The organism is Cytobacillus pseudoceanisediminis, from assembly GCF_023516215.1.
GTDB classification, from domain to species: Bacteria; Bacillota; Bacilli; order Bacillales; family Cytobacillaceae; genus Cytobacillus; species Cytobacillus pseudoceanisediminis.
This window is the reverse complement of the sequence record NZ_CP097349.1, coordinates 3,688,966-3,711,586: the sequence shown is the minus strand read 5'-3', so window position 1 is coordinate 3,711,586 and position 22,621 is coordinate 3,688,966. Positions and strand designations below refer to the sequence as shown.

General features: G+C 44.2%; 21 protein-coding genes and 1 pseudogene. 12 read left to right on the top strand and 10 right to left on the bottom strand.

All coding sequences use genetic code 11. The features are described from left to right. Positions 1 to 85 precede the first annotated feature (85 nt). The 5 genes and pseudogenes from M5V91_RS20105 to M5V91_RS20085 all read right to left on the bottom strand — a co-directional run bounded on the left by M5V91_RS20105 (position 86) and on the right by M5V91_RS20085 (position 4,978). A complete protein-coding gene (locus tag M5V91_RS20105; protein WP_009335897.1) occupies positions 86 to 907 on the bottom strand; it encodes a manganese catalase in 822 nt (273 codons plus the stop codon). A 147-nt stretch (positions 908 to 1,054) separates the two neighbouring features. Continuing rightward, entirely contained in the window at positions 1,055 to 2,062 is a 1,008-nt protein-coding gene (locus M5V91_RS20100; RefSeq protein WP_009335896.1) for a FecCD family ABC transporter permease, read from the bottom strand. Continuing rightward, positions 2,059 to 3,069, bottom strand: coding sequence for a FecCD family ABC transporter permease (locus M5V91_RS20095; protein WP_009335895.1), 1,011 nt, complete (start codon positions 3,067 to 3,069; stop codon positions 2,059 to 2,061). Before M5V91_RS20095 ends, M5V91_RS20100 begins: the two co-directional genes overlap by 4 nt. A 187-nt stretch (positions 3,070 to 3,256) precedes the next feature. After that, a pseudogene (locus tag M5V91_RS20090) lies at positions 3,257 to 4,182 on the bottom strand (iron-hydroxamate ABC transporter substrate-binding protein). After that, positions 4,133 to 4,978, bottom strand: a complete 846-nt coding sequence (locus M5V91_RS20085; RefSeq protein ID WP_009335893.1) for an ABC transporter ATP-binding protein — start codon at positions 4,976 to 4,978, stop codon at positions 4,133 to 4,135. Before M5V91_RS20085 ends, M5V91_RS20090 begins: the two are co-directional and overlap by 50 nt. Before the next feature lie 210 nt (positions 4,979 to 5,188). Between M5V91_RS20085 and M5V91_RS20080 the strand changes: the two genes are divergently transcribed. Next, positions 5,189 to 6,238 carry an NAD(P)/FAD-dependent oxidoreductase gene (locus tag M5V91_RS20080; protein ID WP_009335892.1) on the top strand — a complete coding sequence of 350 codons (1,050 nt, stop codon included), beginning with the start codon at positions 5,189 to 5,191 and terminating at the stop codon, positions 6,236 to 6,238. Positions 6,239 to 6,729: 491 nt separating this feature from the next. Here the strand turns inward: M5V91_RS20080 and M5V91_RS20075 are convergent, their stop codons facing one another. Continuing rightward, the gene (locus M5V91_RS20075) at positions 6,730 to 7,944 is read right to left on the bottom strand and encodes an MFS transporter (RefSeq protein WP_009335891.1); all 1,215 of its coding nucleotides are present in this window, start codon (positions 7,942 to 7,944) and stop codon (positions 6,730 to 6,732) included. 141 nt (positions 7,945 to 8,085) lie between these two features. Here M5V91_RS20075 and M5V91_RS20070 point away from each other — a divergent pair, with 141 nt between their 5' ends. After that, positions 8,086 to 8,421: an antibiotic biosynthesis monooxygenase family protein gene (locus M5V91_RS20070; RefSeq protein ID WP_009335890.1), complete on the top strand. Its 336-nt coding sequence runs from the start codon at positions 8,086 to 8,088 to the stop codon at positions 8,419 to 8,421. 61 nt (positions 8,422 to 8,482) lie between these two features. Here M5V91_RS20070 and M5V91_RS20065 read toward each other — a convergent pair whose 3' ends face one another. Both M5V91_RS20065 and M5V91_RS20060 read right to left on the bottom strand, forming a co-directional pair. Beyond that, positions 8,483 to 9,514, bottom strand: coding sequence for a FecCD family ABC transporter permease (locus M5V91_RS20065; protein ID WP_009335889.1), 1,032 nt, complete (start codon positions 9,512 to 9,514; stop codon positions 8,483 to 8,485). After that, positions 9,514 to 10,548, bottom strand: coding sequence for a FecCD family ABC transporter permease (locus M5V91_RS20060; RefSeq protein ID WP_009335888.1), 1,035 nt, complete (start codon positions 10,546 to 10,548; stop codon positions 9,514 to 9,516). Before M5V91_RS20060 ends, M5V91_RS20065 begins: the two co-directional genes overlap by 1 nt. 139 nt (positions 10,549 to 10,687) lie before the next feature. Here M5V91_RS20060 and M5V91_RS20055 point away from each other — a divergent pair, with 139 nt between their 5' ends. From M5V91_RS20055 to M5V91_RS20010, 10 genes are all read left to right on the top strand, one after another. Then, positions 10,688 to 12,235 carry a helix-turn-helix domain-containing protein gene (locus M5V91_RS20055; RefSeq protein WP_251175345.1) on the top strand — a complete coding sequence of 516 codons (1,548 nt, stop codon included), beginning with the start codon at positions 10,688 to 10,690 and terminating at the stop codon, positions 12,233 to 12,235. Between the two features lie 168 nt (positions 12,236 to 12,403). Further along, the gene (locus tag M5V91_RS20050) at positions 12,404 to 13,351 is read left to right on the top strand and encodes an ABC transporter substrate-binding protein (protein ID WP_251175344.1); all 948 of its coding nucleotides are present in this window, start codon (positions 12,404 to 12,406) and stop codon (positions 13,349 to 13,351) included. Between the two features lie 143 nt (positions 13,352 to 13,494). Beyond that, positions 13,495 to 14,631: an IucA/IucC family protein gene (locus M5V91_RS20045; RefSeq protein ID WP_284521462.1), complete on the top strand. Its 1,137-nt coding sequence runs from the start codon at positions 13,495 to 13,497 to the stop codon at positions 14,629 to 14,631. A 68-nt stretch (positions 14,632 to 14,699) separates the two neighbouring features. Beyond that, positions 14,700 to 15,320: an IucA/IucC family C-terminal-domain containing protein gene (locus M5V91_RS20040; protein WP_284521461.1), complete on the top strand. Its 621-nt coding sequence runs from the start codon at positions 14,700 to 14,702 to the stop codon at positions 15,318 to 15,320. Continuing rightward, the gene (locus M5V91_RS20035) at positions 15,292 to 15,636 is read left to right on the top strand and encodes a hypothetical protein (protein ID WP_284521460.1); all 345 of its coding nucleotides are present in this window, start codon (positions 15,292 to 15,294) and stop codon (positions 15,634 to 15,636) included. The genes M5V91_RS20040 and M5V91_RS20035 overlap by 29 nt, the downstream gene beginning before the upstream one ends. Positions 15,637 to 15,659: 23 nt before the next feature. Continuing rightward, the gene (locus M5V91_RS20030; protein WP_284521459.1) at positions 15,660 to 16,997 is read left to right on the top strand and encodes an IucA/IucC family protein; all 1,338 of its coding nucleotides are present in this window, start codon (positions 15,660 to 15,662) and stop codon (positions 16,995 to 16,997) included. Positions 16,998 to 17,017: 20 nt separating this feature from the next. Beyond that, positions 17,018 to 18,253, top strand: coding sequence for an AMP-binding protein (locus tag M5V91_RS20025; RefSeq protein WP_251175341.1), 1,236 nt, complete (start codon positions 17,018 to 17,020; stop codon positions 18,251 to 18,253). Then, complete coding sequence (gene asbD, locus M5V91_RS20020; protein WP_251175340.1) at positions 18,250 to 18,528, top strand: petrobactin biosynthesis protein AsbD; 279 nt, start codon at positions 18,250 to 18,252, stop codon at positions 18,526 to 18,528. Before M5V91_RS20025 ends, asbD begins: the two co-directional genes overlap by 4 nt. Beyond that, positions 18,521 to 19,504, top strand: a complete 984-nt coding sequence (locus M5V91_RS20015; RefSeq protein WP_019380072.1) for a DUF6005 family protein — start codon at positions 18,521 to 18,523, stop codon at positions 19,502 to 19,504. Before asbD ends, M5V91_RS20015 begins: the two co-directional genes overlap by 8 nt. Further along, a complete protein-coding gene (locus M5V91_RS20010) occupies positions 19,501 to 20,328 on the top strand; it encodes a sugar phosphate isomerase/epimerase family protein (protein WP_251175339.1) in 828 nt (275 codons plus the stop codon). Before M5V91_RS20015 ends, M5V91_RS20010 begins: the two co-directional genes overlap by 4 nt. A 146-nt stretch (positions 20,329 to 20,474) precedes the next feature. On the opposite strand, the gene M5V91_RS20005 is transcribed toward M5V91_RS20010, so the two are convergent. Together M5V91_RS20005 and M5V91_RS20000 are read right to left on the bottom strand one after the other, a co-directional pair. Next, entirely contained in the window at positions 20,475 to 20,693 is a 219-nt protein-coding gene (locus M5V91_RS20005; protein WP_009335878.1) for a hypothetical protein, read from the bottom strand. A gap of 180 nt (positions 20,694 to 20,873) precedes the next feature. Beyond that, on the bottom strand, positions 20,874 to 22,607 hold the full coding sequence (locus M5V91_RS20000; protein WP_251175338.1) for an ABC transporter ATP-binding protein: 1,734 nt from the start codon (positions 22,605 to 22,607) through the stop codon (positions 20,874 to 20,876). Positions 22,608 to 22,621 lie beyond the last annotated feature (14 nt).

Genomic DNA, 22,621 nt, shown 5'->3' with positions numbered 1-22,621 from the left:
AGGAAAGCGATGTCCAATTCAATCAAACGTTTGATTGAACTAACAAAACAAGCTGATGCTTCAGCCTGTTTTGTTAGTTCTATTATTAATCCATCGGTAATGTGTTATGAAGGTTTGGAGGTGCAGGCTTGAGCATAGGCTTGTCCCCTTCAGGCTTTGGATTGCCTACATATTTGTATTCTCCCTGGCCATCCAGAGCAGGGCCCTGTGCCCATCTGCCTGTGCTGCTTTCTTCGCCTGCTGATAGGTTGTAGAGAGTGTAAGAGATATCTGTGCGTTCTTTCTCACGAGGGAAGGTGCTAGGGACGAGCAGGCCTTCTTTTTCTTCAAGCTCCGCAATCGCAGCAGCCCATTGGTTTTGGTGGTAGGCATCTCTGGCAATCAGAACTGAAAGCAGCTCTTTAATGCCCTTATCATCAGTCATTTCATAGAGACGTGCAGCCTGCAGCCGGCCCTGTGACTCTGCATTCAAGTTTGAACGAAAGTCTGCTAATAGGTTTCCGCTGGCTGTAATATAGGTACCCATCCAAGGGTTCCCTACACTGTCAGTCGGACGTGCACCAAGTCCGGAGACAATGGCATGCTGCGGATTCATTCCGCCCATAATCGCTCCAACCACTGGGTCCTTTGCTGCTTCTTGCTGCTGATTAACAGGGGCGTCGTCCATTAGTCTGGCAACCATTGTTGCGAGCATTTCCACATGTCCAATTTCTTCAGTCCCAATATCCAGCAGAAGGTCGCGATATTTTTCATTCCCACGAGTTGCCCAACCCTGAAACATGTACTGCATGGCAACCGTCATTTCACCATATTGGCCGCCAATCAATTCCTGAAGCTTTTTGGCAAAAACGGGATCCGGACGTTCCGGCTTAGCTTCAAATTGCAATTCTTTTACATGAAAAAACATCTAAATTCCTCCTATGCTATAGATTTCCAAATATACACTGTATCTATTGCCCTGAAAAAAGCAGGAAGAAACATGTTTTTAAGAAATTAATATATTAATATACATTTCAAAAGATAAAAAGACGTGCGAACACGTCTTTTTAATCGGCTATTTTTTTAGCAGTAAATACATGAAATAAGGAGCACCGATCAGTGCAACCATAATGCCGGCTGGCAGGCCGTCAGGATCAACCAGGTTCCGGCCAAGCGTATCGGCGAATAAGAGAAGCCATCCTCCTAAAAGGATAGCAATCGGAATGAAAAGCTGATTCCGCGGTCCAACAAGCGCTTTAGCCATGTGCGGTGCAATTAAGCCGATAAAAGCAATTCCGCCGGTTACCGACACAGCTGAAGCGGCCAATGCAACGGCTGTAAGCAGAAGGACGATCCGTTCTCTTTCAATGGATACCCCTATCCCGATGGCGACAGGCTCGCTTAAGCTTAATAGATTCAAGCGATTTGCTTTATATAAAGTAAATGGAATCAGCAGAAGAAGCCAGGGGAGGAGTGCCCAAATGAACGGCCAATCCGTTCCCCAGATATTCCCTGATAGCCATTTAGCTATAAAATCGACTTTCTCTCTTTCCGCTGAAGAAATCAGGACAATCATGACACCGGAAAGCGCCATGGAAAATCCGACCCCGACCAGCACCATCTTTACAGGCTGAAGCCCCTCGCTTTTTTTATAGGAAAAAGCATAGATAAGGATTGCAGTAAGTAAAGCGCCGAAAAATGCGCATAAAGGCAGCATGTATATGAAAGTGCCAGCTTCAATCGGAAAGAACAGAAAGAAAACCGCTATAGCAACTCCGGCACCGGAGTTTATGCCAATGATGCCTGGATCTGCCAGGTCATTGCGTGTAATCCCTTGTAAAATGGCACCGGATAATGCGAGTGCCATGCCGGCCAAGACAGTGATAAATACCCGCGGCAGCCGAATGGAAAATAACACAAATTCTTCTTTAAATGTGCCCTGTCCCATAATAGTCGGGAGCAATCGGTCATATGAAAGGGAGGCATAGCCTAATCCCATTCCAATCACAATGGTAACAATAATGAGTGCTGATAACACGGCCATTAAAATTCGCTGTTTTTTTACTAACTCTGGCTGAATCATGAGAACGCCTTACCTCCTTTATGAACAATAAACAGGAAGAAAGGAAGCCCCATAACGGCGATAATAGCAGCTGCCGGTGTTTCGTAAGGAGCGTTGATGGTTCTCCCTAATGTATCGGCCAGAAGCATAAAAGAAGCTCCTGTCAGGGCAGACATGGGAAGAATAAAACGGTAGTCTGTACCTACAATAGCACGGACAATATGAGGCACCATCAGCCCGATAAAAGCCATATTGCCTACCAGTGCCACTGATGCGCCAGCAAGCAGGGTCACTAAGATGAAAAGGATGGTCTTAATCTGAGTTGTATTTTGCCCCAGACCTACTGCCACTTCCTCATTTAAGCTTAAGATAGTCAGCTGCTTGGACAGAAAAAGAGAAACAAGAATGCCAATGGAAATAACCGGGACAATCACTTGCAGCTGGCTCCAGGATGTGCCGATGATTCCGCCTGCAGTCCACATGCTGACATCTTTTGAAATTTTAAAATAAATGCCGACTCCTTCGGCTATTGCGAAAAGGAAGGCGGACACCGCGGCTCCGGCCAATACGATCCGAATAGGAGAAAAACCTCCTTTTTTCATGGCGCCAATGCCGAAAACCAGCGAAGCTCCAACCGCTGCACCGATAAAACAGGCGAAGAGAATCCCTATGTAATTTGCTGAAGGAATGACCACAAGAGTTAATGCAAGTGCGGCATTTGCTCCAGCCGTTAATCCGAGCAAGCCTGGATCAGCAAGAGGGTTTCTTGTCATTCCCTGCATAATGGCACCGGAAATGCTAAGCGCAGCTCCAACGAAGACTGCAGCAATTTCACGAGGAAGACGGATTTCACGAATAATCGAAATTTTTTCTCCAGAAGCATTGGAAGTAAGCGCCAGCCAAACATCTTTGACCGTTACATCCGCAGCTCCAAACACACATGCAGCCACAAACATGCCGGCAAAGATAACAAAGCCTGCGGCGAGTTTATAGATAAATGGAATAAAGGGTTGAGCATCTTTTGTCATTGTACTCTCATCTTTCTTTATGGGATCAGAACTGCCTTAAACTTCGAAAACTGTCTAGTTCCAGCTGACATGCGGGAACTTTTCGCTGTTCTTATAATAACAGAATTGATTCTTTTCGTAGATAAGGCGCTTCCGCTTTTCTAAATAGGAAAGAGGAATTCCCAAAATAAGAATCCCTCCTGCAGTATTACTTTCCTAAAAATGATTCTTTAAAGAACTCCAGCTGTGCATCAAGTGTGATAGGATCACTGAAGGAAGCACCATTGCCTTCCATTTCAAAGACGCGGTTATTTTTTACAGCAGGGATGTTTTTGTACGTATCAGTTTCCTGGAAAGAATGGTCAGCATCAGAGTATTTGCTCAGAATAATGTAATCTCCGGAATATTCTGGAAGCACTTCTGTTGAAATAGCGTAATAACCATCTTTAAGAGCCATTTCCTTAACCTTTTCAGGCATTTTTAAGTCCATTGCCTGATAGAGGATTTCAGTTCCGCGTGCCCAGTTATCGCCAAACACATAAAGCTGTTTATCAAAGATTTCAAATACAGAAACGGTTGCATCTTCTCCAATTTTTGCACGGATGTCTTCACCAGCTGTTTCAGCACGCTGTTTAAAGTCTGCCACCCATTTCTTTGCTTCTTCTTCTTTATTAAGAAGCTTGCCGATTTCTTCATGCTGTGACAGATAATCTAATTTACCCCATGTATAAGTTACAGTTGGTGCAATTTCCTTAAGTTTATCGTAGTTTTTTACAGTAGATAATGCAATGATCAAGTCTGGTTCTAATTCAATTATTTTTTCCAGGTTATCTTCAGATACTTCTTCAGCATCTTTCAATTCTTCTTCAAAACGAGGATTATTCTTGGACCATGTGTCCACACCGACGATATTTACGCCTAATTGCATTACATTTCCTGTAAACCGGAAAGGAGAACAACTCTCTTAGGATCAGCCGGGACTTCAACCGGCCCGGTTTCAGATTCATAAGTAAAGGTGCCTGATTTCTTATCTTCTTTTGGTTCTCCTTCTTTTGATTCTCCTTGCTCTGTATTGCCGCAGGCGCTAATAAGCAGAAGCAGCAAGATCGTAAACGGGATCAATAGTTTCTTCATGTTGATTTTCTCCTTTTAGTAAATTATAAGTAATACACATTGGCTTGTTTGTGCGGGGATCGCGCCCGATGACTGCATCAATATTGAACACTTTCCTTAAGACATCCTGTGTAATGACTTCCTCATAGCTTCCTGATTTAACAATTTCACCATCTTTTAATGCAACGATATGGTCAGCAAAACGGGCTGCCTGGTTTAAATCATGAAGGACCATTACAATGGTGCGTTCCTGCTCCTGGTTCAGCTTTTGGAGAAGCTCGAGAACTTCAAGCTGATGGGCCATATCCAAGTAAGTGGTCGGTTCATCAAGGAAAATGATGTCTGTTTCCTGTGCCAGAGCCATTGCAATCCAGACCCTTTGACGCTGGCCGCCGGAAAGGGCGTCAACCGGACGAAATTTGAAATCCTTGATCCCAGTAACGTCAAGAGCCCAATCAATGACTTCATAGTCCTTTTTCGTTAATCTGCCAAATCCTTTCTGATAAGGAAAGCGACCGTATGAGACCAGTTCGCCAACTGTTAAACCGCTTGCACTTTCAGGTGTTTGCGGCAAAATTGCCATTTTCTTGGCAAGGATCTTTGTATTTTCCTTTGAAATGTTCTCGCCGTCCAAAATGACAGTGCCTGATTGATGAGAAATGATTCGTGTAATCGCTTTTAAAAGGGTTGATTTTCCGCAGCCATTCGGGCCGATTATAGTCGTGATCTTCTTATCGGGAATCTGGACACTAAGGTCTTTCACAATCAAGCGTTCACTATATCCAATGTTCAAGCCATCTGTATATAGGCGGACCATTATGTAACCTCCGTTTAGTTGAGAATATATTTTAGTGATAATGATTATCAGTATCGGTTCTTTTTTACTATAAGTCTATCTGATTTTTATGTCAATAGTATTTAAAGGAAAAGTATTCAGAAAAAATTTCATTGTCAAAGGAGAAGAAAGGTCGTATAGTTGAAGTGAGAATGATAATCAATAGTAATTGGTTATAGGAGTGAACGGTAAATGAAAAATGCTGAAGTGTTTGATGTGACGGTCATTGGAGGCGGACCTGCTGGTCTTTATTCCACTTTCTACAGCGGATTAAGGAAAATGAAAACAAAGCTGATCGAGTTTCAGCCGATGCTTGGCGGTAAAATACATGTATATCCGGAGAAAATGATCTGGGATGTGGGCGGCCTGACTCCGACTCCTGGGGCAAAACTGATTGAACAGCTGGTGGAGCAGGGGCTAACGTTTAATCCAACGGTTGTTCTCAATGAAAAGGTAGAATCCATTGCCAAAAATGAAGATGGTTTATTTGTTTTAAAAGGTTCTTCTGGAGAAGAGCACTATACGAAAACCGTCATTGTGGCTGTTGGCAGCGGAATTTTAAAGCCGCAGAAACTGAAGATAGAAGGGGCAGAGCGTTTTGAAGTTTCCAATCTGAATTATACAGTCAAATCCCTTAAACACTTTAAAGATAAGACTGTAATTGTTTCAGGCGGAGGAAATTCTGCAGTAGACTGGGCAAATGAATTGGAGCCCGTTGCCAAGCAGGTATACATCACTTGCAGGAGAGATGCTTTGACTGGCCATGAAGCTCAGGTTTCACAGCTGATGAATAGTTCGGTTATCTGCATTAACCATACGTCCATCACAAAATTAATTGCCGGCGGAAATCACGAGGAAATTGAACAGGTGGAATTGACCAATAATGAAACTGGCGAAGTTTCTTATCTGCAGATTGATGAAGTAGTAATTAATCATGGCTATGAACAGGATACGGAACTCTTAAAAAATAGCAATCTGAATATTGAAATGCTCGAAGATTTCTATATTGCAGGCAATGCAAACAGCGAAACATCGGTTGAAGGGCTATATGCTGCAGGGGATATCCTAAAGCATGACGGCAAACTTCACTTAATTGCCGGGGCATTCCAGGATGCTGCCAATGCAGTAAACAAAGCGAAGCAGTACATTGAACCGGATGCTGCCGCAGCTGCGATGGTTTCATCTCATAATGATGTTTTTAAAAAACGGAATCGGGAATTGGTGAAGCAGCTGGTCCACTAGGATAAAAACTAAACGCACATAAATTTTTTTATTCGCACATAAAACTTGGTTATGCGCACAGAAAAATTCTATCCGCACATAAATTGAAAAAACGCCTGGAATTAAGGCGAACTAGCAGTGAAAAACCGGCCCACACGATGTGGACCGGTTTTTTAAGGTAAGATTTATACAATCTGAAGTCTGACAACTTTCTAGTTCCAGCGCCTACCCTCTCGAGGTCACAAGCCTGTCTAGTTGCGGCTCCTAGGGACGAAAGACTAGTCAAGCCCTTCCAGAAGGGAAGAACACCTTCTGGAAGGGCTCGTATTATGCTTGTCGTCCCTGGGCAGTCGCCTCCACATTTCGGACAAGCCTCCCAAAAGGCAAAGAACGCCTTTCCGTGAGGCTCGTCTTGTGCTTGAGGCCCCCAGGATGGGGGTCATGCAGACGTTGCCACAGGACGTGGCGTTCTTAGTCTGCGTTCCTTCGTGGGCAAGGCGCTTCCGCTTTTCTTACGTACTGATCTTTTCTTTTACTTGAGCTTCTGTCCTAAGCTGCCTGAATTTAGCAAAGAATGCTGCCGTCATAATCAGCGACAGTATTCCAAAGATCACGACCATTATCTGAAGGCCGACTGCGTCCAGAAGGAATCCAGTCAGGAGCAGGACAATCTGAAAAGTTACACGGTCAAGCATGTTTCGGAAGGAGAAGAATCTTCCGTGAAATTCCTTTGGCACTCTTGTTTGGAAAATGGTAGCGGCAGTAGGGAAGAAACAGCCGACGGCAAACCCAAAAATAAAAAAAGCCAGTATGGATAGAACAGGCACATCTGCAAAGTACAGAAGCAGCTGGGATAGTCCGATGATGAATGAGAAGAAAAACAGGATCGCATAAGGCGAACGTTTTTGGCTGATTTGTTTGACAATGAATGCGCCAAGCATGAAGCCGAGTCCTTCTGCCGTATAGATCAAGCCTTTAATGGATGAGCTTTCCTGAAGCTCACTGATATTAATGACCATTAAGTTAAATCCGCCAAGGAACAGAAGCGGAACCAAGGTTAGGATCAATGTCATAAACACAATGGGCAGACCTTGAATAATCGGGAATACTTCCTTGAAGCCTCCGCTGCCACTGCTTGAGTTTCTTCCCCTGCTTTCCTTTGAGAAGGATTCTTCAAAATCCATAAAAAAGGTGATTATAAAGAGAATCAGATAAGCGACAAGCGAAGCGATGTAAAGCATTGATAATGGCAAGATAACTAACAAAACGCCAGCTAAAGCAGTACCTAATATTCTGGAAAGTGTGGACACATTCATATGGACTCCATTCAGCTGCAGCAGGTCCTTATCTTCCACAACCAGAGGAATGGCAGCCTGCAGAGCTGGAAAATAGAAGGCTGCCGAGATTTGCAGGAATACCAGAAAAATAACCATCCACCAGACTGACCCGGTTTGTATGGCAATTAACATAAAAACAACGCTCAATGCCCGGGCGAAGCCAGATGCCAGCATGACTGTCTTCTTGCTGATTTGGTCAGTTATTCTTCCTGCCCAGGGTCCAACAGCAATCCCTGCCAGCAATCCGCCAGCCAAAATAAGCGACTTTAGAAAATCTGAGGGAACCTTTTCCTGCATAAATTCCAGATTCCCTATTATACCGAGCCACAAGCCCAGCCCTGCTATAAACTCCCCGGTTAATAAAATCCAAACATTTTTATTTTTCCACATACTCAGGCCCCGTTTTCTGATTAGTTCGATAATCTAAAGATACTATAAACCAAGGAAATAATGAATCTATTTTTTAAAATAGTTGAAAATGAAAATCGTTATCAATTATAATAACAGAAAAGAAGCAGGGGAGGAACAGATATGTTTATTCAATTAAAAACGATTACTGTGAAAGAAGGCCATTCAAATAAGCTAGTCGAGCGCTTTGCAGGGGAAGGAATAATCGAAGAGCAGCCGGGCTTCATTGATTTGAATGTTTTAAAGAAGAAGCAGCGCAGCGGGGACGAAGAAGTGGCTATTATGATTCGCTGGGAATCGGAAGGAGCCTGGAAGGCGTGGGAAACAAGTGATGTCCATATTGCCGGGCACAAGGCAAACCGCGGCAAGCCGAAGCCAGAATATATTATTGATAGCCGTCAGGATGTCTATCATTCATTGGGCCAGAAGCAGTACCGTGAGCCAGCTGAAATTAAATAAAGTGCAATGCCCATTCATAAAGGGATTTTTGAATGGGCATTTTTTATGTGATTGTTATCTATTAAGCTTTCAGTCCCGTGCCTTTCCGGGTGAGAAGCATGAAAATCAGATAGGGAGCTCCGATTACGGAGATGACGATCCCAACCGGAATATCTGCAGGTGCAAGGAGATTTTTTCCTATCATATCTGCAATGAGAACAAGTGCCGCGCCTATTAGTGCAGCTAAAGGCAAGTTGCTGAAATAGTTGGGGCCGCAAAGGCGGCGTGCCAGATGTGGCGCCAGGAGTCCAATGAAAGCAATTCCGCCGCCAGCTGCTACACATGCTCCGGCAAGAGCGGCTGAAAGACAGAGAAGAAGCCGGCGTTCGGATTCGACTCTTAAGCCGAGTGCAACAGGAACTTCCTGTTTGAATTGAAGGATATTCATTGTTCTTGCTTTTATAAAGGCGACTGGCATCAGAACAAGAATCCAGGGAAGGAGTGCCCACACATATGGCCACTGAATACCCCAGATGCTGCCAGTCAGCCAAATGGCTGCCTGCTGAAAATCCTTTGGATCCATTTTCAGCTGCAGGATCAGCAGCAAGGCACCACATAGTGCATTAAATCCAAGGCCAACGAGGAGAAGCCGTTCCGGGTCTATTCCGCCTTTCCACGAAAATCGATAGATCAGAGCTGCTATGGCGAGTGCTCCGGCGAAAGCAAATACGGGAAGGAAGAACGGTTTTGCTAGAAGGCTTCCTCCCGATTGCCCGAACAGGTAGATTGAGAGAACAACTGCTAATCCGGCCCCGGCATTAATGCCGAGAATGCCGGGATCAGCCAGTGAATTCCGGGATAGCCCCTGAAGGATGCTGCCGGAAAGAGCCAGGCCTGCTCCTATTAGAAGGGCAATGATCATTCTTGGCAATCTTAAATGAAGCAGTACGAGCTCCTGTTTCGGAGTGCCGCTGCCTGAAAGAACAGCCAAAATTTCATTCATTCCTACTGGCATCACACCAGTCGAGAGACTTAGTACAAAAGTAACCAGGATAAGGAATATAAAGGCTGCCATCCAGCCCCGCGATTGGAGTAAAGCCTGTTTCCAATCCATTACATATACCCCCTTTTCCTTCTGGACAAATATAAGAAAAATGGAACACCGATTAGTGCAGTAACAGCACTGACAGGAGTCTCAAACGGCGGGTTGATCATCCGTGCCCCGATATCTGCTGCTATTAGAAGCAGTGCACCTGCAATGGCACTAAGCGGGATAAGCCAGCGGTAGTCAGACCCAATCAAAAGCCTGACCATATGGGGAACCACCAGTCCGATAAAGCCTATAGCTCCAGCAATGGAAACGGCCGCTCCAGATAATAATATAACCGCTGCAAGCCCGATCCAGCGGACTTTCTGCTGAGATTGACCAAGCCCTGCAGCCACTTCTTCTCCCAATGCCAGGATTGTCAGGGAGCGGCTGATCCAAAGGGACAGGAGCAAGCCTAAAAATACGGCGGGAAGCAAAATATACACATGGCGCCATTGTGTTCCTGAAAGACCTCCGGCAAACCAGAAGCTCAGGTCCTGTGCAGTCTGAAAATAAAGGGCGATGCCGGTTGAAAGAGCGCTGAACAAAGTGCTTAATGCTGCTCCTGCCAGTGTCAAAGTGACAGGTGATATCCGCTCTTTTGACAGCATGGAGAAAGATAATACAAGCAAGGCTCCAGCAGCGGAACCTGCAAATGACCAGATGAGCAGAACCCAGTATGAACCGCCGGAAAGAAATGCAAGTGCAATTGCGATGGCCAGGCCCGCTCCATGTGTAATGCCGATTATGGAGGGATCTGCCAGCGGGTTGCGTGTAATTCCCTGCATAATGGTGCCGGCTACAGCAAGAGCTGCCCCAATAAGTGCCCCGGTCAATGCCCGGGGAAGCCTGACTTCTCTGATAAGCTGATGTTCAATTTGGCCTCCCTGAAAGGAGACAAATGACTCCCACACCACGGAAGGGGGAATCCAGATTGCACCCAGCCCAATCGATGCAAGCAGCCCGATAAGCACCAGCACAATTCCTGCCAGGCCCCATTTTATAGATTTTTGGTGTACAGGCTGCCTGTGCTCTGTTATGTCAGCTGCGGTTCTGGCCATTACATTCAGTCCTTTTCTATGTAAATTTTAAGTGAAAATGATAATCGTTATCGTTCTAAATAATCGTAATTAATCTACTATCCTTTCACAGCTTTTGTCAATTCTTATTTAAGGAAAAAGAAGGGAGTATTTTTTGTATATGCTGAGCGGCAAACAATTTGAACCGTATAAAATTGCAGTTTCAAGCTTGAGAGGGGGATTGTCGAAAACCATCAATGAAAATAGCAATGATTTTACACTTATATATATTTCAGCAGGGAAAGGCACAATCGAAACTCGCAATCGCCAGCTGAAGATAGAGGCGGGGAAGAGCTGCTTTTTCTCGGAAACCGGCATAATTACTTCCGCATCTGCAGACCTGTTAACGGTTTATATACTCACCTGGTCAAAGGATAAAGATGTGTTTTCCAGGTTTCTTTCCGGGATACTGGCTAATCAGGAGCCATCAAAGATGGTGCCCTTGTGGGAAGAGCTGAGGAAATGGAACAAAGATAAATCGATATCGGCTGAGTGCCGATTTCAGTCCCAGCTGTGGAATATGATGTCAATTCTGACAGACAGGACAGAAGTAGACGGGATTGAAGAGGCAGTGGACCTGATCAGAAATAATCTGTCCCAGCCGGTTACGGTGGCAGAGCTGGCATCTAAAGCAAACATGAGCCCAGTATCGTTTACCAGGGCCTTTCGAAAACGAACCGGGATGGCACCGAAGGAATTCCTGAATGGAGAAAGAATGAGAGCAGCCAAACAGCTTATGCTGCAGAAGAAAGGGATTACGGCAAAAGAAGTGGCGCAGCAAATCGGTATGCAGGATGAGTTTTATTTCAGCCGTCTTTTTAAAATGAAAGCAGGCTTGCCGCCATCTGTATTTATGAAAAGGGCTAAGGAAAGAATTGCGGTAGTCAGTCAGCTCTTTTTGCAGGACCATCTCCTTTCGCTGGGTGTACAGCCTGTTGCAGCGCCATCCTATCCAACTGTTTATCCTGCCAGCAATGGAGTGCCGAGCTATCTTCAAAAAGAATTGGAGGGCACCATGCTCCTTAATGCAGAAAAGCCCTTTCAGCCAGAGGCTATTCTCATAACACAGCCTGATCGAATCATAAAGACGCCTCTGCATAATTATCAGCTCCAAAATGTACTTCTTTCACAGCAGGAGAAGGTCCATCATATTCAGCTGCAGCCGGATTGGCGGCAGTATCTTTACGAAATCGCTTCTATGATAGGATGTACAAGCCGGGCAGAATGCATAGAAAAAGACATCCGCTGCCTTGAATGTAAAGTAAGAGATAAGCTATGTCCAATAACGAAAAAAGGCAGATGGGCAGTCATTTGGATCCGCCCGGAGGAAATCCGTCTTTATGGACAGGGCGGGCATGCTCTGCTCAATCTGTTCTTTCAGAATTTGGGTTTCGAGCCTCATCCTGATTTGCATTTTGAAGGATACCGGACTGCTGGCCTGAAGGATGTGGCTGATCTTAATCCCGATAAGCTACTCATCTTATGGAGCCATGAAAGAGATGTTTGGAGAACTGCGCATTCTCCCGAATGGAATAAGATCCGTGCTGTCCAAACAGGTGAGGTATATTATCCTGACAGCCATGAGTGGGATCCTTGGGGACCGCTTGGGAGAAAGAAAATGCTGGAGGCGTTTCTGGACGATTTGCTGAAAGCAAAACTTAAGGCTTAATTAATGCGAACAAGGGTCCAGCTGTTTTTTCCGCTGGACCCTATTTTTAGTGGATTGCAGGTTTTGTATGTTTTGTCCATGCAAGAAGTTGCAAAAGTCCATGTTAAGCCGCTGTGATAATGATTATCATTGAGAATGAATTTCATTATTGCTTAGGAGGAATCATCCATGAAGAAGTTTTGTGCTCCATGGAGCATTGTTTTCATGTTATTTTTAATAATTTTAACAGGATGCGGTAAAGGTGAAGAGGCCTCTACAGAAGCATCTGAAAAGAAAGAGAAAGAAAAGACAGAGGAAACCAGAACGGTTGAACATCTTTTAGGAAAAGCAGAAGTGCCCGCAGAACCGAAAAAAGTAGTTTTGCTTTCACATGTTTCCTGGGAAGGATCACTTGTATCAGTAGGGGTAAAGCCCTATGCGGTAATGGCATATGATAATGAGTTCCCGCCGCATTTAACGAAGGAGCTTGAAGGTGTTAAGGCGCTCCCTTATGCTGATGAAATGAATTCAGAAGAAATCGTGAAGCTTGATCCGGATCTTCTTATCATCAGTGATCGCTATAAGCCGCTCTATGATCAGCTTTCTGAAACTATCCCAACAGTTGTTGTTGAAGTGGGCGGTGACTGGAAGGAAGATCACCTGAAAGTTGCAGAAGCTGTAGGCAAGCTTGATGAAGGAAAGAAAGTCATTGAAGACCTGGAGAAGAAAGCAGAGGATATCGGAACACGTGTCCGTGAGAAAACAGGAGAAGAAACTTTCATGGCAGTGGCAATCAATAAAAAAGATATTCGTGTTTTTGGACTGACAAACCATGCAACCAACTCATTATTATTTGATGATTTGAAATTAACACCTGCTGAGAACCTTCCAGAGGATTTTGGCGAGAATATTTCAATTGAAGGGCTAGCAAAATATAATCCTGACAATATTATTGACCTTACTTTCTTTAACAGCGGTGAATTTTACGATTCAGTGACTCAGGGTGAAGTTTGGAAAAGCCTGAAGGCTGTTCAAAATGACAAGGTACATACTCTTTCCACTACATGGGGGTTCTGGGATCCGATTGAGCGTCAAAAGGGTTTGAAAGAAATTGAATCGCTTCTATTAAGCGAATAACTTACAGCGGGAGGCCGGGACGCATTTGCACCCGTTCTCTCCAGTATCTTGATTCTTTTATTGGAAAAGAATCAAATTTTTTAACTGTTATTGAGAATGGTTATCAATTACTAGGTCTAAAGACTCGGTGAAAGGATGGAATTATGCATCATTCAGCCAAACAAATTGCAGAAAATGCAACGTTTCAAGCTTTTATTAATAGTTATTTGCGGGAAGTGGACAGCGGGCATTGGATGGAAAGCAGGGAGTGGATTGAGGAACAACAGGTATCCATCCCTCTTTCAGGGGTGGCGGTAGCAGAAATCGAATTATCTGGCCAGTCCGTTAAATTCGCTGTCGAAGTCCTTTATCGTTCACGTACAGGAAGACATATAATCGGCCATGCACTTAAATATTGTTCAAATCGGCGGGAATGGATTCACCAGGATAGACTTCCGATGATGATTACACTAATCCATGAGATGCATTTGATGGCCAAAGCTAATGGCTGTCATGAGCTTGCATCCCATTTTGATGAACTTGTGCTAAGGATGATTGAGAGCTACCAGACAATGGCGGCATATATTGAAGCGAGAATGAATGATGAGGACAGCCTGTATTCAGAGGATTGTACTTTCATTGAAGCAGAACAATCGCTCCTGTTTGGGCACTGGCTTCACCCTACACCGAAAAGCAGACAAGGAATGACTGGATGGCAGCAGCCAAGCTATGCGCCAGAATTAAAAGGACAGTTTCAGCTCCATTATTTCCAATTTGAAAGGGAGATGGTAAAAGAATCCTCTAATGACAAGGAAACTGCAAGTCAAATTATTCTTCAATCGATAAAAAAATCACTGCCGCACCTTACTGTTCCGGAAAAGGAATGCCTCATTCCAATGCACCCTCTACAGGCCCAATGGCTTCTGCAGCAGGACTATGTCAGAGAGGCAATAGAGAAGGGCCTTATAAAGGACCTTGGCAGTATGGGGCCTTATTATTCAGCTACTTCTTCGATCAGGACAGTTTACAATCCTGAAGAGGAGTGGATGTATAAGTTTTCGGTCCCGGTAAAAATAACAAATTCGCTAAGGAAAAATCGCTTCCATGAGTTAAGGGCAGGCACGGCTATGGCGGAGTTAATCAAGAAAATCCGATTTACAGAAGAACACCCGGTTTTCAGGATGATTGATGATCCGGCCTATATTACTGCCATATTCCCTGGTCAGAAGGAATCAGGCTTTGAAGTTATACTGCGATCCAATCCATTTCAGGGAAAAAACAGAGAGGAATTACTTCCATAGCTGCATTGGTTCAGGATCCTTTGCCTGGCATGCGTTCAAGGCTGCGCCGAACCATTGAGAGAATAGCATTGGAAGAATCTCGTAATATCCAAGATGTCAGCATGGAATGGTTCCGGAAATATTGGAAATGTGCAATAGAGCCTCTCATTCGTTTATATGATGAACATGGGATGGCATTAGAGGCTCATCAGCAAAATAGCGTTCTGGATCTTTCTTCCGGCTACCCGGAAACTTATTTTTACAGGGATAATCAAGGATATTATCTATCAAATCTTCATAGAGAGAAACTTTGCAAACTGCTGCCTGAATTGGAAGAATGCCAGGAATTATTCTATGAGGATGCTCTCATTCAGGAAAGGTTTACGTATTATCTGTTCATGAATCAGCTTTTTTCAGTCATTTCAAGACTTGGGCAGGATGATCTTATCAGTGAGGACCGTTTAATCAAATGGTGCCGAAACCAGCTGAGCTCTCTGGAAAAAGGATTGTTTGGACAGGGGAAAGGTTTCATTCGGCATATTCTTCAATCTGAGAAATTATCTTATAAAGCCAATCTTTTAACCCGATTTCATGATGTTGATGAGCTGATGGCAAAGAACGAACAAGCGGTATACACCTATTTGCCCAATCCATTCGCCGCCATGAAGAAGGAGGAAAACTATGCTGAAGCTGCATCCGCAATTGTCTAAAACAATTGAAAGAAGAGTACTCAGACAGTTCATGGAGGCTATTATTTTTGAAGGATTAATGGATTATGCCAAATCGGCTGAACGGCCAGAAGATCCGCTCTTACATTTTACGATTTTCGGAAATCGGCGAACATACTGCTGTGAGGGGAAAATTACTTCGTTTGACCGTGTGCGTTTAATTGAAGGAAGCATTCGCTCAGTCCACCCTGATGGCTCACGAACAGAAACCGTGATTGAGGAATTGGCTGAAGACCTTATTGCAGATCCGGAAAAAGGAATCAGCTCATTAATGAGCTGGAACAAACCATTCTGCTGAGTGAGTGGAATGAAACTCATCTAATGCATTCTATGTCCAGGAGAAATTTCAGCTATGAAGAATTGGAATCAGAGATATGGGAAGGGCACCCCTACCATCCCTGCTTTAAGGCGAGAAGCGGATTTTCACTTGGGGATCATGCGGCATATGGGCCGGAAGCAAGACAGTCATTCGAGCTGCAATGGGCAGCTGTCAGACGTGAATATGCCAGAATCGAACTGCTTGAGGATGAAACAAGTTTCTGGGAACGGGAACTTGGCCCTTCCATGTTTGGACAATTACTTGCTGATTTGCAGCATATTGGCAAAACCATTGAAGAATACACATTTCTGCCCATTCACCCCTGGCAGGTGAAGTTAGCAAATGCTGATGCAGACATAGTGCTTCTGGGGAGCAGCGGAGATTCTTATCGGTCAACACAGTCCGTCCGTACGCTATGGAATATGACAAATCCAGAAAAAGCTCATGTGAAACTATCGATGAATATGGTGAACACATCATCGCTAAGAACTCTGGACACACACGCGGTTTGTGCCGCACCCCATATTTCCAAATGGATAGCAGATACAGTGGAAGGAGATCCATTTTTAAAAGATGAAGCTTCATTGGTCATTCTTAAGGAATACGCAGGGATTTCTTATCATCCCGAGGAGGAAGAACCTTGCGCAAAGTTCGGAGCTATATGGAGAGAGAGCATCCGGCTTTATATGGAAGAAGATGAAGCGGCGGTGCCTTGTACGGCATTGCCATTAATGGAGAGGGACGGATTTCCGTTTATTGACGAATGGCTGAAACGCTATGGAATTGAAAAATGGCTGAAAAGGCTCGTGGAAGTATGTGTGGTTCCTGTCTGGCATTTGCTGGCCGCGCATGGAATTGCCGTTGAGGCGCATGCCCAGAATATGATTCTTCTTCATAAGGACGGCTGGCCAACACGTGTTGCACTGAGGGATTTCCATGACAGTGTTGAGTATTGCCATGACTTTTTGGAGGAGCCAAACCGTATTCCGGAGTTTGCGGGCATTCATGAACAATTTAAAAAAGGCAGGGAAGATCAGTATTATTGGATGTCTTCTATTGAATCGCTTAGAGAACTGGCAATGGATACATTATTTGTTTTTCATCTGTCTGAACTGTCCTATGTACTTGAAGAGCAATATGGCTTCAGTGAGAAGCGATTTTGGAAGCTGACAGGAGAAGCTTTAACGGAGCACCTGAGCTGTTATCCGGAATTGATATTCCGAAATTATTTGCTGCAGCATACTGCACCGGTAATTTATGCGGAATCACTGCTGAAGAGAAAAGTTCAAAAAGATGAGGCTGGCGGGTTTCGCCATTATGTCAAAAACTCTTTAAGATAACCATCAAAAGGAGAATTGAGATGTTTTTTGTAAATGATCATTACTATACATTAGATAACCTTGAGCAGCAATATACAGAATTTGAAAACATTCCTCATTTAAGAGATTGCGGAAATAGAAGATTAGCTGTTTGTATTCCGGATGTGTTTCAGTGGCTCGCTCTTTGTTTATTTGTACGCAGAAAAGGGGGATCCATTGTTCCGATCCATCCTTCCATGCCGAAAGAAGGGGCAATACGAATAGCTTCATCGGCTGGAAGTCATAGCTTGCTTTACGGAAATACTCATACACCGATCGAACTGTCAAAACAAAAGAATGCCCGTGAAGGTGTCCTGGTCCAAATGAGTTCGGGTACGACTGGTGCACCAAAATGCATTGAACGCAGCTGGGATTCCATCGAGCTTGAACTGGAAAGCTATGTTTCTGTATTGCCGGCAGATCATCAGACCACATCTATTGTTGCCTGTCCGGTTACTCATTCATATGGGTTGATCTGCGGCGTATTTGCAAGCTTAAGGCGCGGTTCGGAACCGGTCATTCTGACAAATATGAACCCGAAGTATGTGCTTAGCAAAATTAAGGAATATCCGAAGCATATTCTCTATGGGGCTCCTGCGCTTTTGCATACATTAACACATCTGGTTCGTGATGGCGGACAGTTCGATTGTGTGATGACATCGGGCACTTTAATGCCATCGGGCTGGCTGGAATCTTTAAAAAGTGTTTCAAACCGGGTTCTTCAGCAGTATGGATGTTCGGAGGCAGGGTGTGTGGCCATTCACCCGGATGTATGTGACCCCCGTGAGATGGGCTATCCGCTTCCCCATGTAAAAGTGGAGGCTGGAAGTAAGGAAAACCCTGATGAAATTATCATCCGTGATTCTGAGAAAACCATCTTTACTAAGGACCTTGGCTTTATGGAAGACGGTGTCCTGTCATTTCTTGCAAGAATGGATGACACCATTAATGTAGCGGGATTGAACGTATATCCGCAGGAGGTGGAAGATGTCCTGATGGCAGAACCAAGAATTGCAGAAGCAGTGGTTTATAAAAAAATCCACCCGCTTTCCGGAGAAAGAGTCTGTGCGCAGTATGTATGCACCCAGCCTATAGAGGAGCAGGAACTGCGGGAGTGGTGCAGGGAATATCTCGCTCCTTACCAAATCCCGATGGAATTTATCCAGACAGAAGAAATAGAAAAGCTCCCGAATGGCAAGATCAGCAGAAAAAGGCTGGGAGAAGGAGTGCTGGCATGACAAGAGAAGAAATTTTACAGGCTTTACAAGATATTATGCAGCATCAAATAGAACTGCCTTCGATGGCGGCCTTTCATGAGGGTGCCCGTTTAAATGAAGATTTATATATGGATTCCATCATGATCCTGCAGCTTATCCTTCATTTGGAAGTGGATCTTGGCTTTGATATCCCGGATGAAATGCTGGTGCCTAAAGATTTCAGGACTGTAGGAAGCCTGGCCGACTTTCTGAATCACCTGCAGAAGCCTGTCACAGCGGAGGCTTCTTATGATTAAAGTCCATTGTTTTGTGAGCTGTGTATGTGAGGCAGTCAAAAAGACGCAAGGGGCCGATCACAGACCTTATTATTTCGGAGTATGGGATGCTGATTTCGATGTATTGGATAATGGAGTTCTGACCTATCATTCCAAACGGATCGACCATGATTTTTTCCACCAATGGTATGAAATGCTGTATGGAATTAAGCTATATAGATGGTATGACGAAAAACGCAGCAAACAGGAAAACATAAACAAGCTTCTGGGCCTGCTTGAGAACAAGAAGCACCACCAGTATGTAATGGTGATGCTTGATTTGTCCAAGCTGCCTGAAAGGGAGAATAAGTTTCATCAAAGTCCATTTCCGCATTATGTGATGCTGGAATTGACAGGAAACGAAGAGGAATGGTTTATGTATGATCCGGACTTCCGCTGGGAAGGAATTTTGCCGAAGGAGAGGATTTTGGCAGCTATTGAGGATCCCTCTGCTGAAGGGGGATATTTCTTTGATGCAGCCAATATCATTCCCCCATCTGCTGAAACAGTGGAGGCATATTTTAATACATGCATTAAGCTTGACTGCAACCCAATGACTGATGCAGTTGGAAAGATTGTCGGTCTATATACATCCGGAAGCGATAACTACCCTTTATCAGGATTGACATTCGCATTAAGGGAACTCCCTGTCCTCGCCATCCGAAAATACGCCTATGAACATGCTTTTGCGTTTTTCTGGGATTCACTTGGGTATGAAGAGGAAGGCTTTGAAGCCTGGTGTAATGAAATTGAGAAGCTCGTAAAAGGATATACGGTTATCCAATATCGGGCGATGAAGCTTGCCATGACAGGAAACCTGGGTTTGAAAAATGAAATCTCTTTAAAACTGGATGAACTAAATATCCTGGAATTTAAAATTAAGCAGGGATTGCAGAAAAGCTTTGAAGCCTGGATTAAACTGCAGGAATCCCAAAATATGAAGGAGGCAACTCTATGAAGCTATCTCTCTGCACCATCTCATTCCGGCATCATCTTCAGTCCATTGACCAAATCGCACACTATGCCCAGACAAATGGATTCCAGGGGATAGAAATATGGGGTGTACATGCCAAAAACCTGGCGGAAGATATTCATTATGGAAGTGAGTGGCTTAGCTCCTATAATCTTGAAACGACCATGCTGAGCGACTATCTGCCTCTTGATGCTCCTCTTCCAGTTTTAATGACAGAAATGCAAAAATTATGTGCAATGGCACATAGGTGGGGAACGAAGAAAATAAGAACGTTTGCCGGGACAAAAGGCAGTGCGGATATCAGCAGGCTGGAAAGAATCGAACTGGTTTCGCGCATGAAAATGCTCTGCAAAATGGCTGAAGCCGAGGGACAGATGCTTCTGGTTGAAACTCATCCTAATACACTGACAGATAACCCATCCTCCACACTTCAGCTCATTGAGGAAACAGACCATTCAGCGTTAAGGGTTAATTTTGATGTGCTTCATATATGGGAATCAGGAGTGGATCCGATCTTTGCGCTAAAACAGCTGCGTCCATATATATCGCACTTTCATTTTAAAAATATCCAGTCCCGTTCCCAGCTTGGCGTGTTTGCTCCTAATAATGTCTATGCAGCAGCGGGCAGCAGGGAAGGCATGGTTTCATTATTTGAAGGAGCTGTAGATTACAGGATGTTTTTAAGAGAGGCTTCGAATTTGATGGAAATGGATGCATCTTTGGAATGGTTTGGACCAAATGTGAAAGACATTCTGACAAAAGACAGCAAGGAAATTATGAGAGTTCTTCAGGCTGAGAAAGCTTTATAACAGCCAGAAAAAAGTCATTCAAACGTTTGATTGATTTAAGCTGCAGTATGATTTCTGCTTAAATGAACAGATGCAGGGAGCAGTATCCTGTACTCGTAAATTACATGGAAGGAGAACAATCAAAAAAAGCTTTAAGGATGTCTTAATCACCTTAAAGCTTTTTCGATTGCTTCTGCTGCTGATTCTATGTGGCGGAAATTTTTCTTTATATTAGTTTCTGTGTAGGTAATTTCAAAAGAATGATTGTTTTTCAAATAACATACAGATAAAACCTGCTGCTTGTCATTTGAAAAGGTCTGAGTGATTTCAGAGTCACAATAATATTTCAATGTTTCAAGCATGTTAAGTGTGTGATCTATTGACATAGTCTTCAGCCTCCTTTTGGATTGGCATGACTAACTGAGATCTTAATTCCATTATAAGGAATTCACCTTCTTGTTTATATGGATAATTTGTCACATTTTATCACAGGTTTTCGGTTTTAAGAGGGGTCTGGAATCAAAATCTGCAGTAAAATGGCCAGTCTTTGATAGACTGGCTACTTCTTATGCAAGCTGCTGCTCGGCAAATTCACGGTATAGATCATGTGATTGAGTCAATTCGGAATGTGTGCCAATGCCTGTGACCTGGCCTTTTTCGATGAAAATAATTTGGTCTGCGTCGACAATTGTGGAAAGGCGGTGTGCGATGACGAAAGTTGTCCGGCCTTCCATTAAGCGGGTAAGGGCCTGCTGGACGATACCTTCAGATTGGCTGTCCAGACTGGCAGTGGCTTCGTCCATCATCAATATTTTAGGGTCGCGCAGGAAAGCCCGTGCTATAGCAATACGCTGCCTTTGTCCCCCGGATAGCTTCACACCCCGCTCACCAACTTCTGTATCAAGCCCTTTCGGAAAGTCGGCAATGAATTGATCGGCGTATGCCATTTTCGCCACTTCCCATAACTTCTCATCCGCAATGCTTTTGGAATCTTCGAGTCCATAGCATAAATTTTCACGGATTGTACCTGCCATCATGGCGCTTTCCTGTGAAACATAGCCGATCTGGCTGCGCCAGGATTTAAGGGATATCTGCTGGATGGGTGTATCGCCAATTTTGATTTCACCAGCAGCTGGTTCGTAAAATCGTTCAAGCAAACCAAACAGGGTTGTTTTTCCGCTTCCGCTTGGACCCGCCAGTGCAATCATCTGACCTGGCTGGGCTTCAAGAGAGATATTTTCCAGAACACTCTCTTCTGCGCTATAGGAGAAGGAGACATTGTTGATTGTAATCGGCTTGCTGCTGATATCCATTTCGATGCCGTCTTGTCCGTCTTCCAAAGGCTCCTCTAAAATATCAATGATCCGTTCTGTTGCGCCTATTGCTTTTTGCAGCTGAGTAAAAAACATCGCAAATGAGGTAATTGGCATAATAATCTGGAACAAATACAGCAAAAAGGCTACAAGAGAACCCGTTGACATCGTTCCGCTAGCCACCCGCATGCCTCCATAGGCGATGATCATGACAATAACAACCATCATGATCAGGTACATAGTGGGACCAATCATCGCAAAAATGCGGGCTTCCCGCAAGCCGTAGCCAAGCAGTTTGTCGATCCCATCCAATCCCTTTTCTTCTTCATTTTGCTCTGCAGTAGAAGACTTCATTAAGCGGATTTCACCGAGTGTTTGGGTAATGTTTCCGGTAAAGATAGCAGTTTCATCTTGAAGGCCACGGGATATTTTGGCCATCTTTCGGCCAAGTGGAATCATAATTGCCAGTGTAATAGGAACAGAAGTAAGCATCAGCAGTGTCATTTTCCAGTCCATCACAAGCAGGATAATAATTGCACCGATAATACTGATAATACCGGTAATAAATTGCGGAAAGTGATTGGTAATCAGCTCCCTGACAATGCTGGTATCATTAACTACACGGCTGACAGTCTGGCCGCTGGATTGCTTGTCAAAATAACTGACCGGCAGCCGTATGAGCTTCATCCACATCCGGTCCCGAAGCCGGGCCACCACTTTTTGGCCGACATAGCTGAGCAGGTAGATGGAGATCCCGCTGATGATGGCCTGGACGATAAAGGCTGCACCAATTCCGATCATGAGCGGAACGCTTAAAGATTCAACAGAAAAACCGTCCACCAGATTTTTGGTCAGCAGCGGTACGAGAAGGCCAGTCAAGGTTGTTAAAATGCTGGCTGTTAAACCAATGATGAGGGCAGCCTTTGGTATTTTTGTCGATAGTATGAGTGAAATGAATGGTTTTAGGCTGGTTTGCTTTTTATCCACTTTGTGTGCTCCTG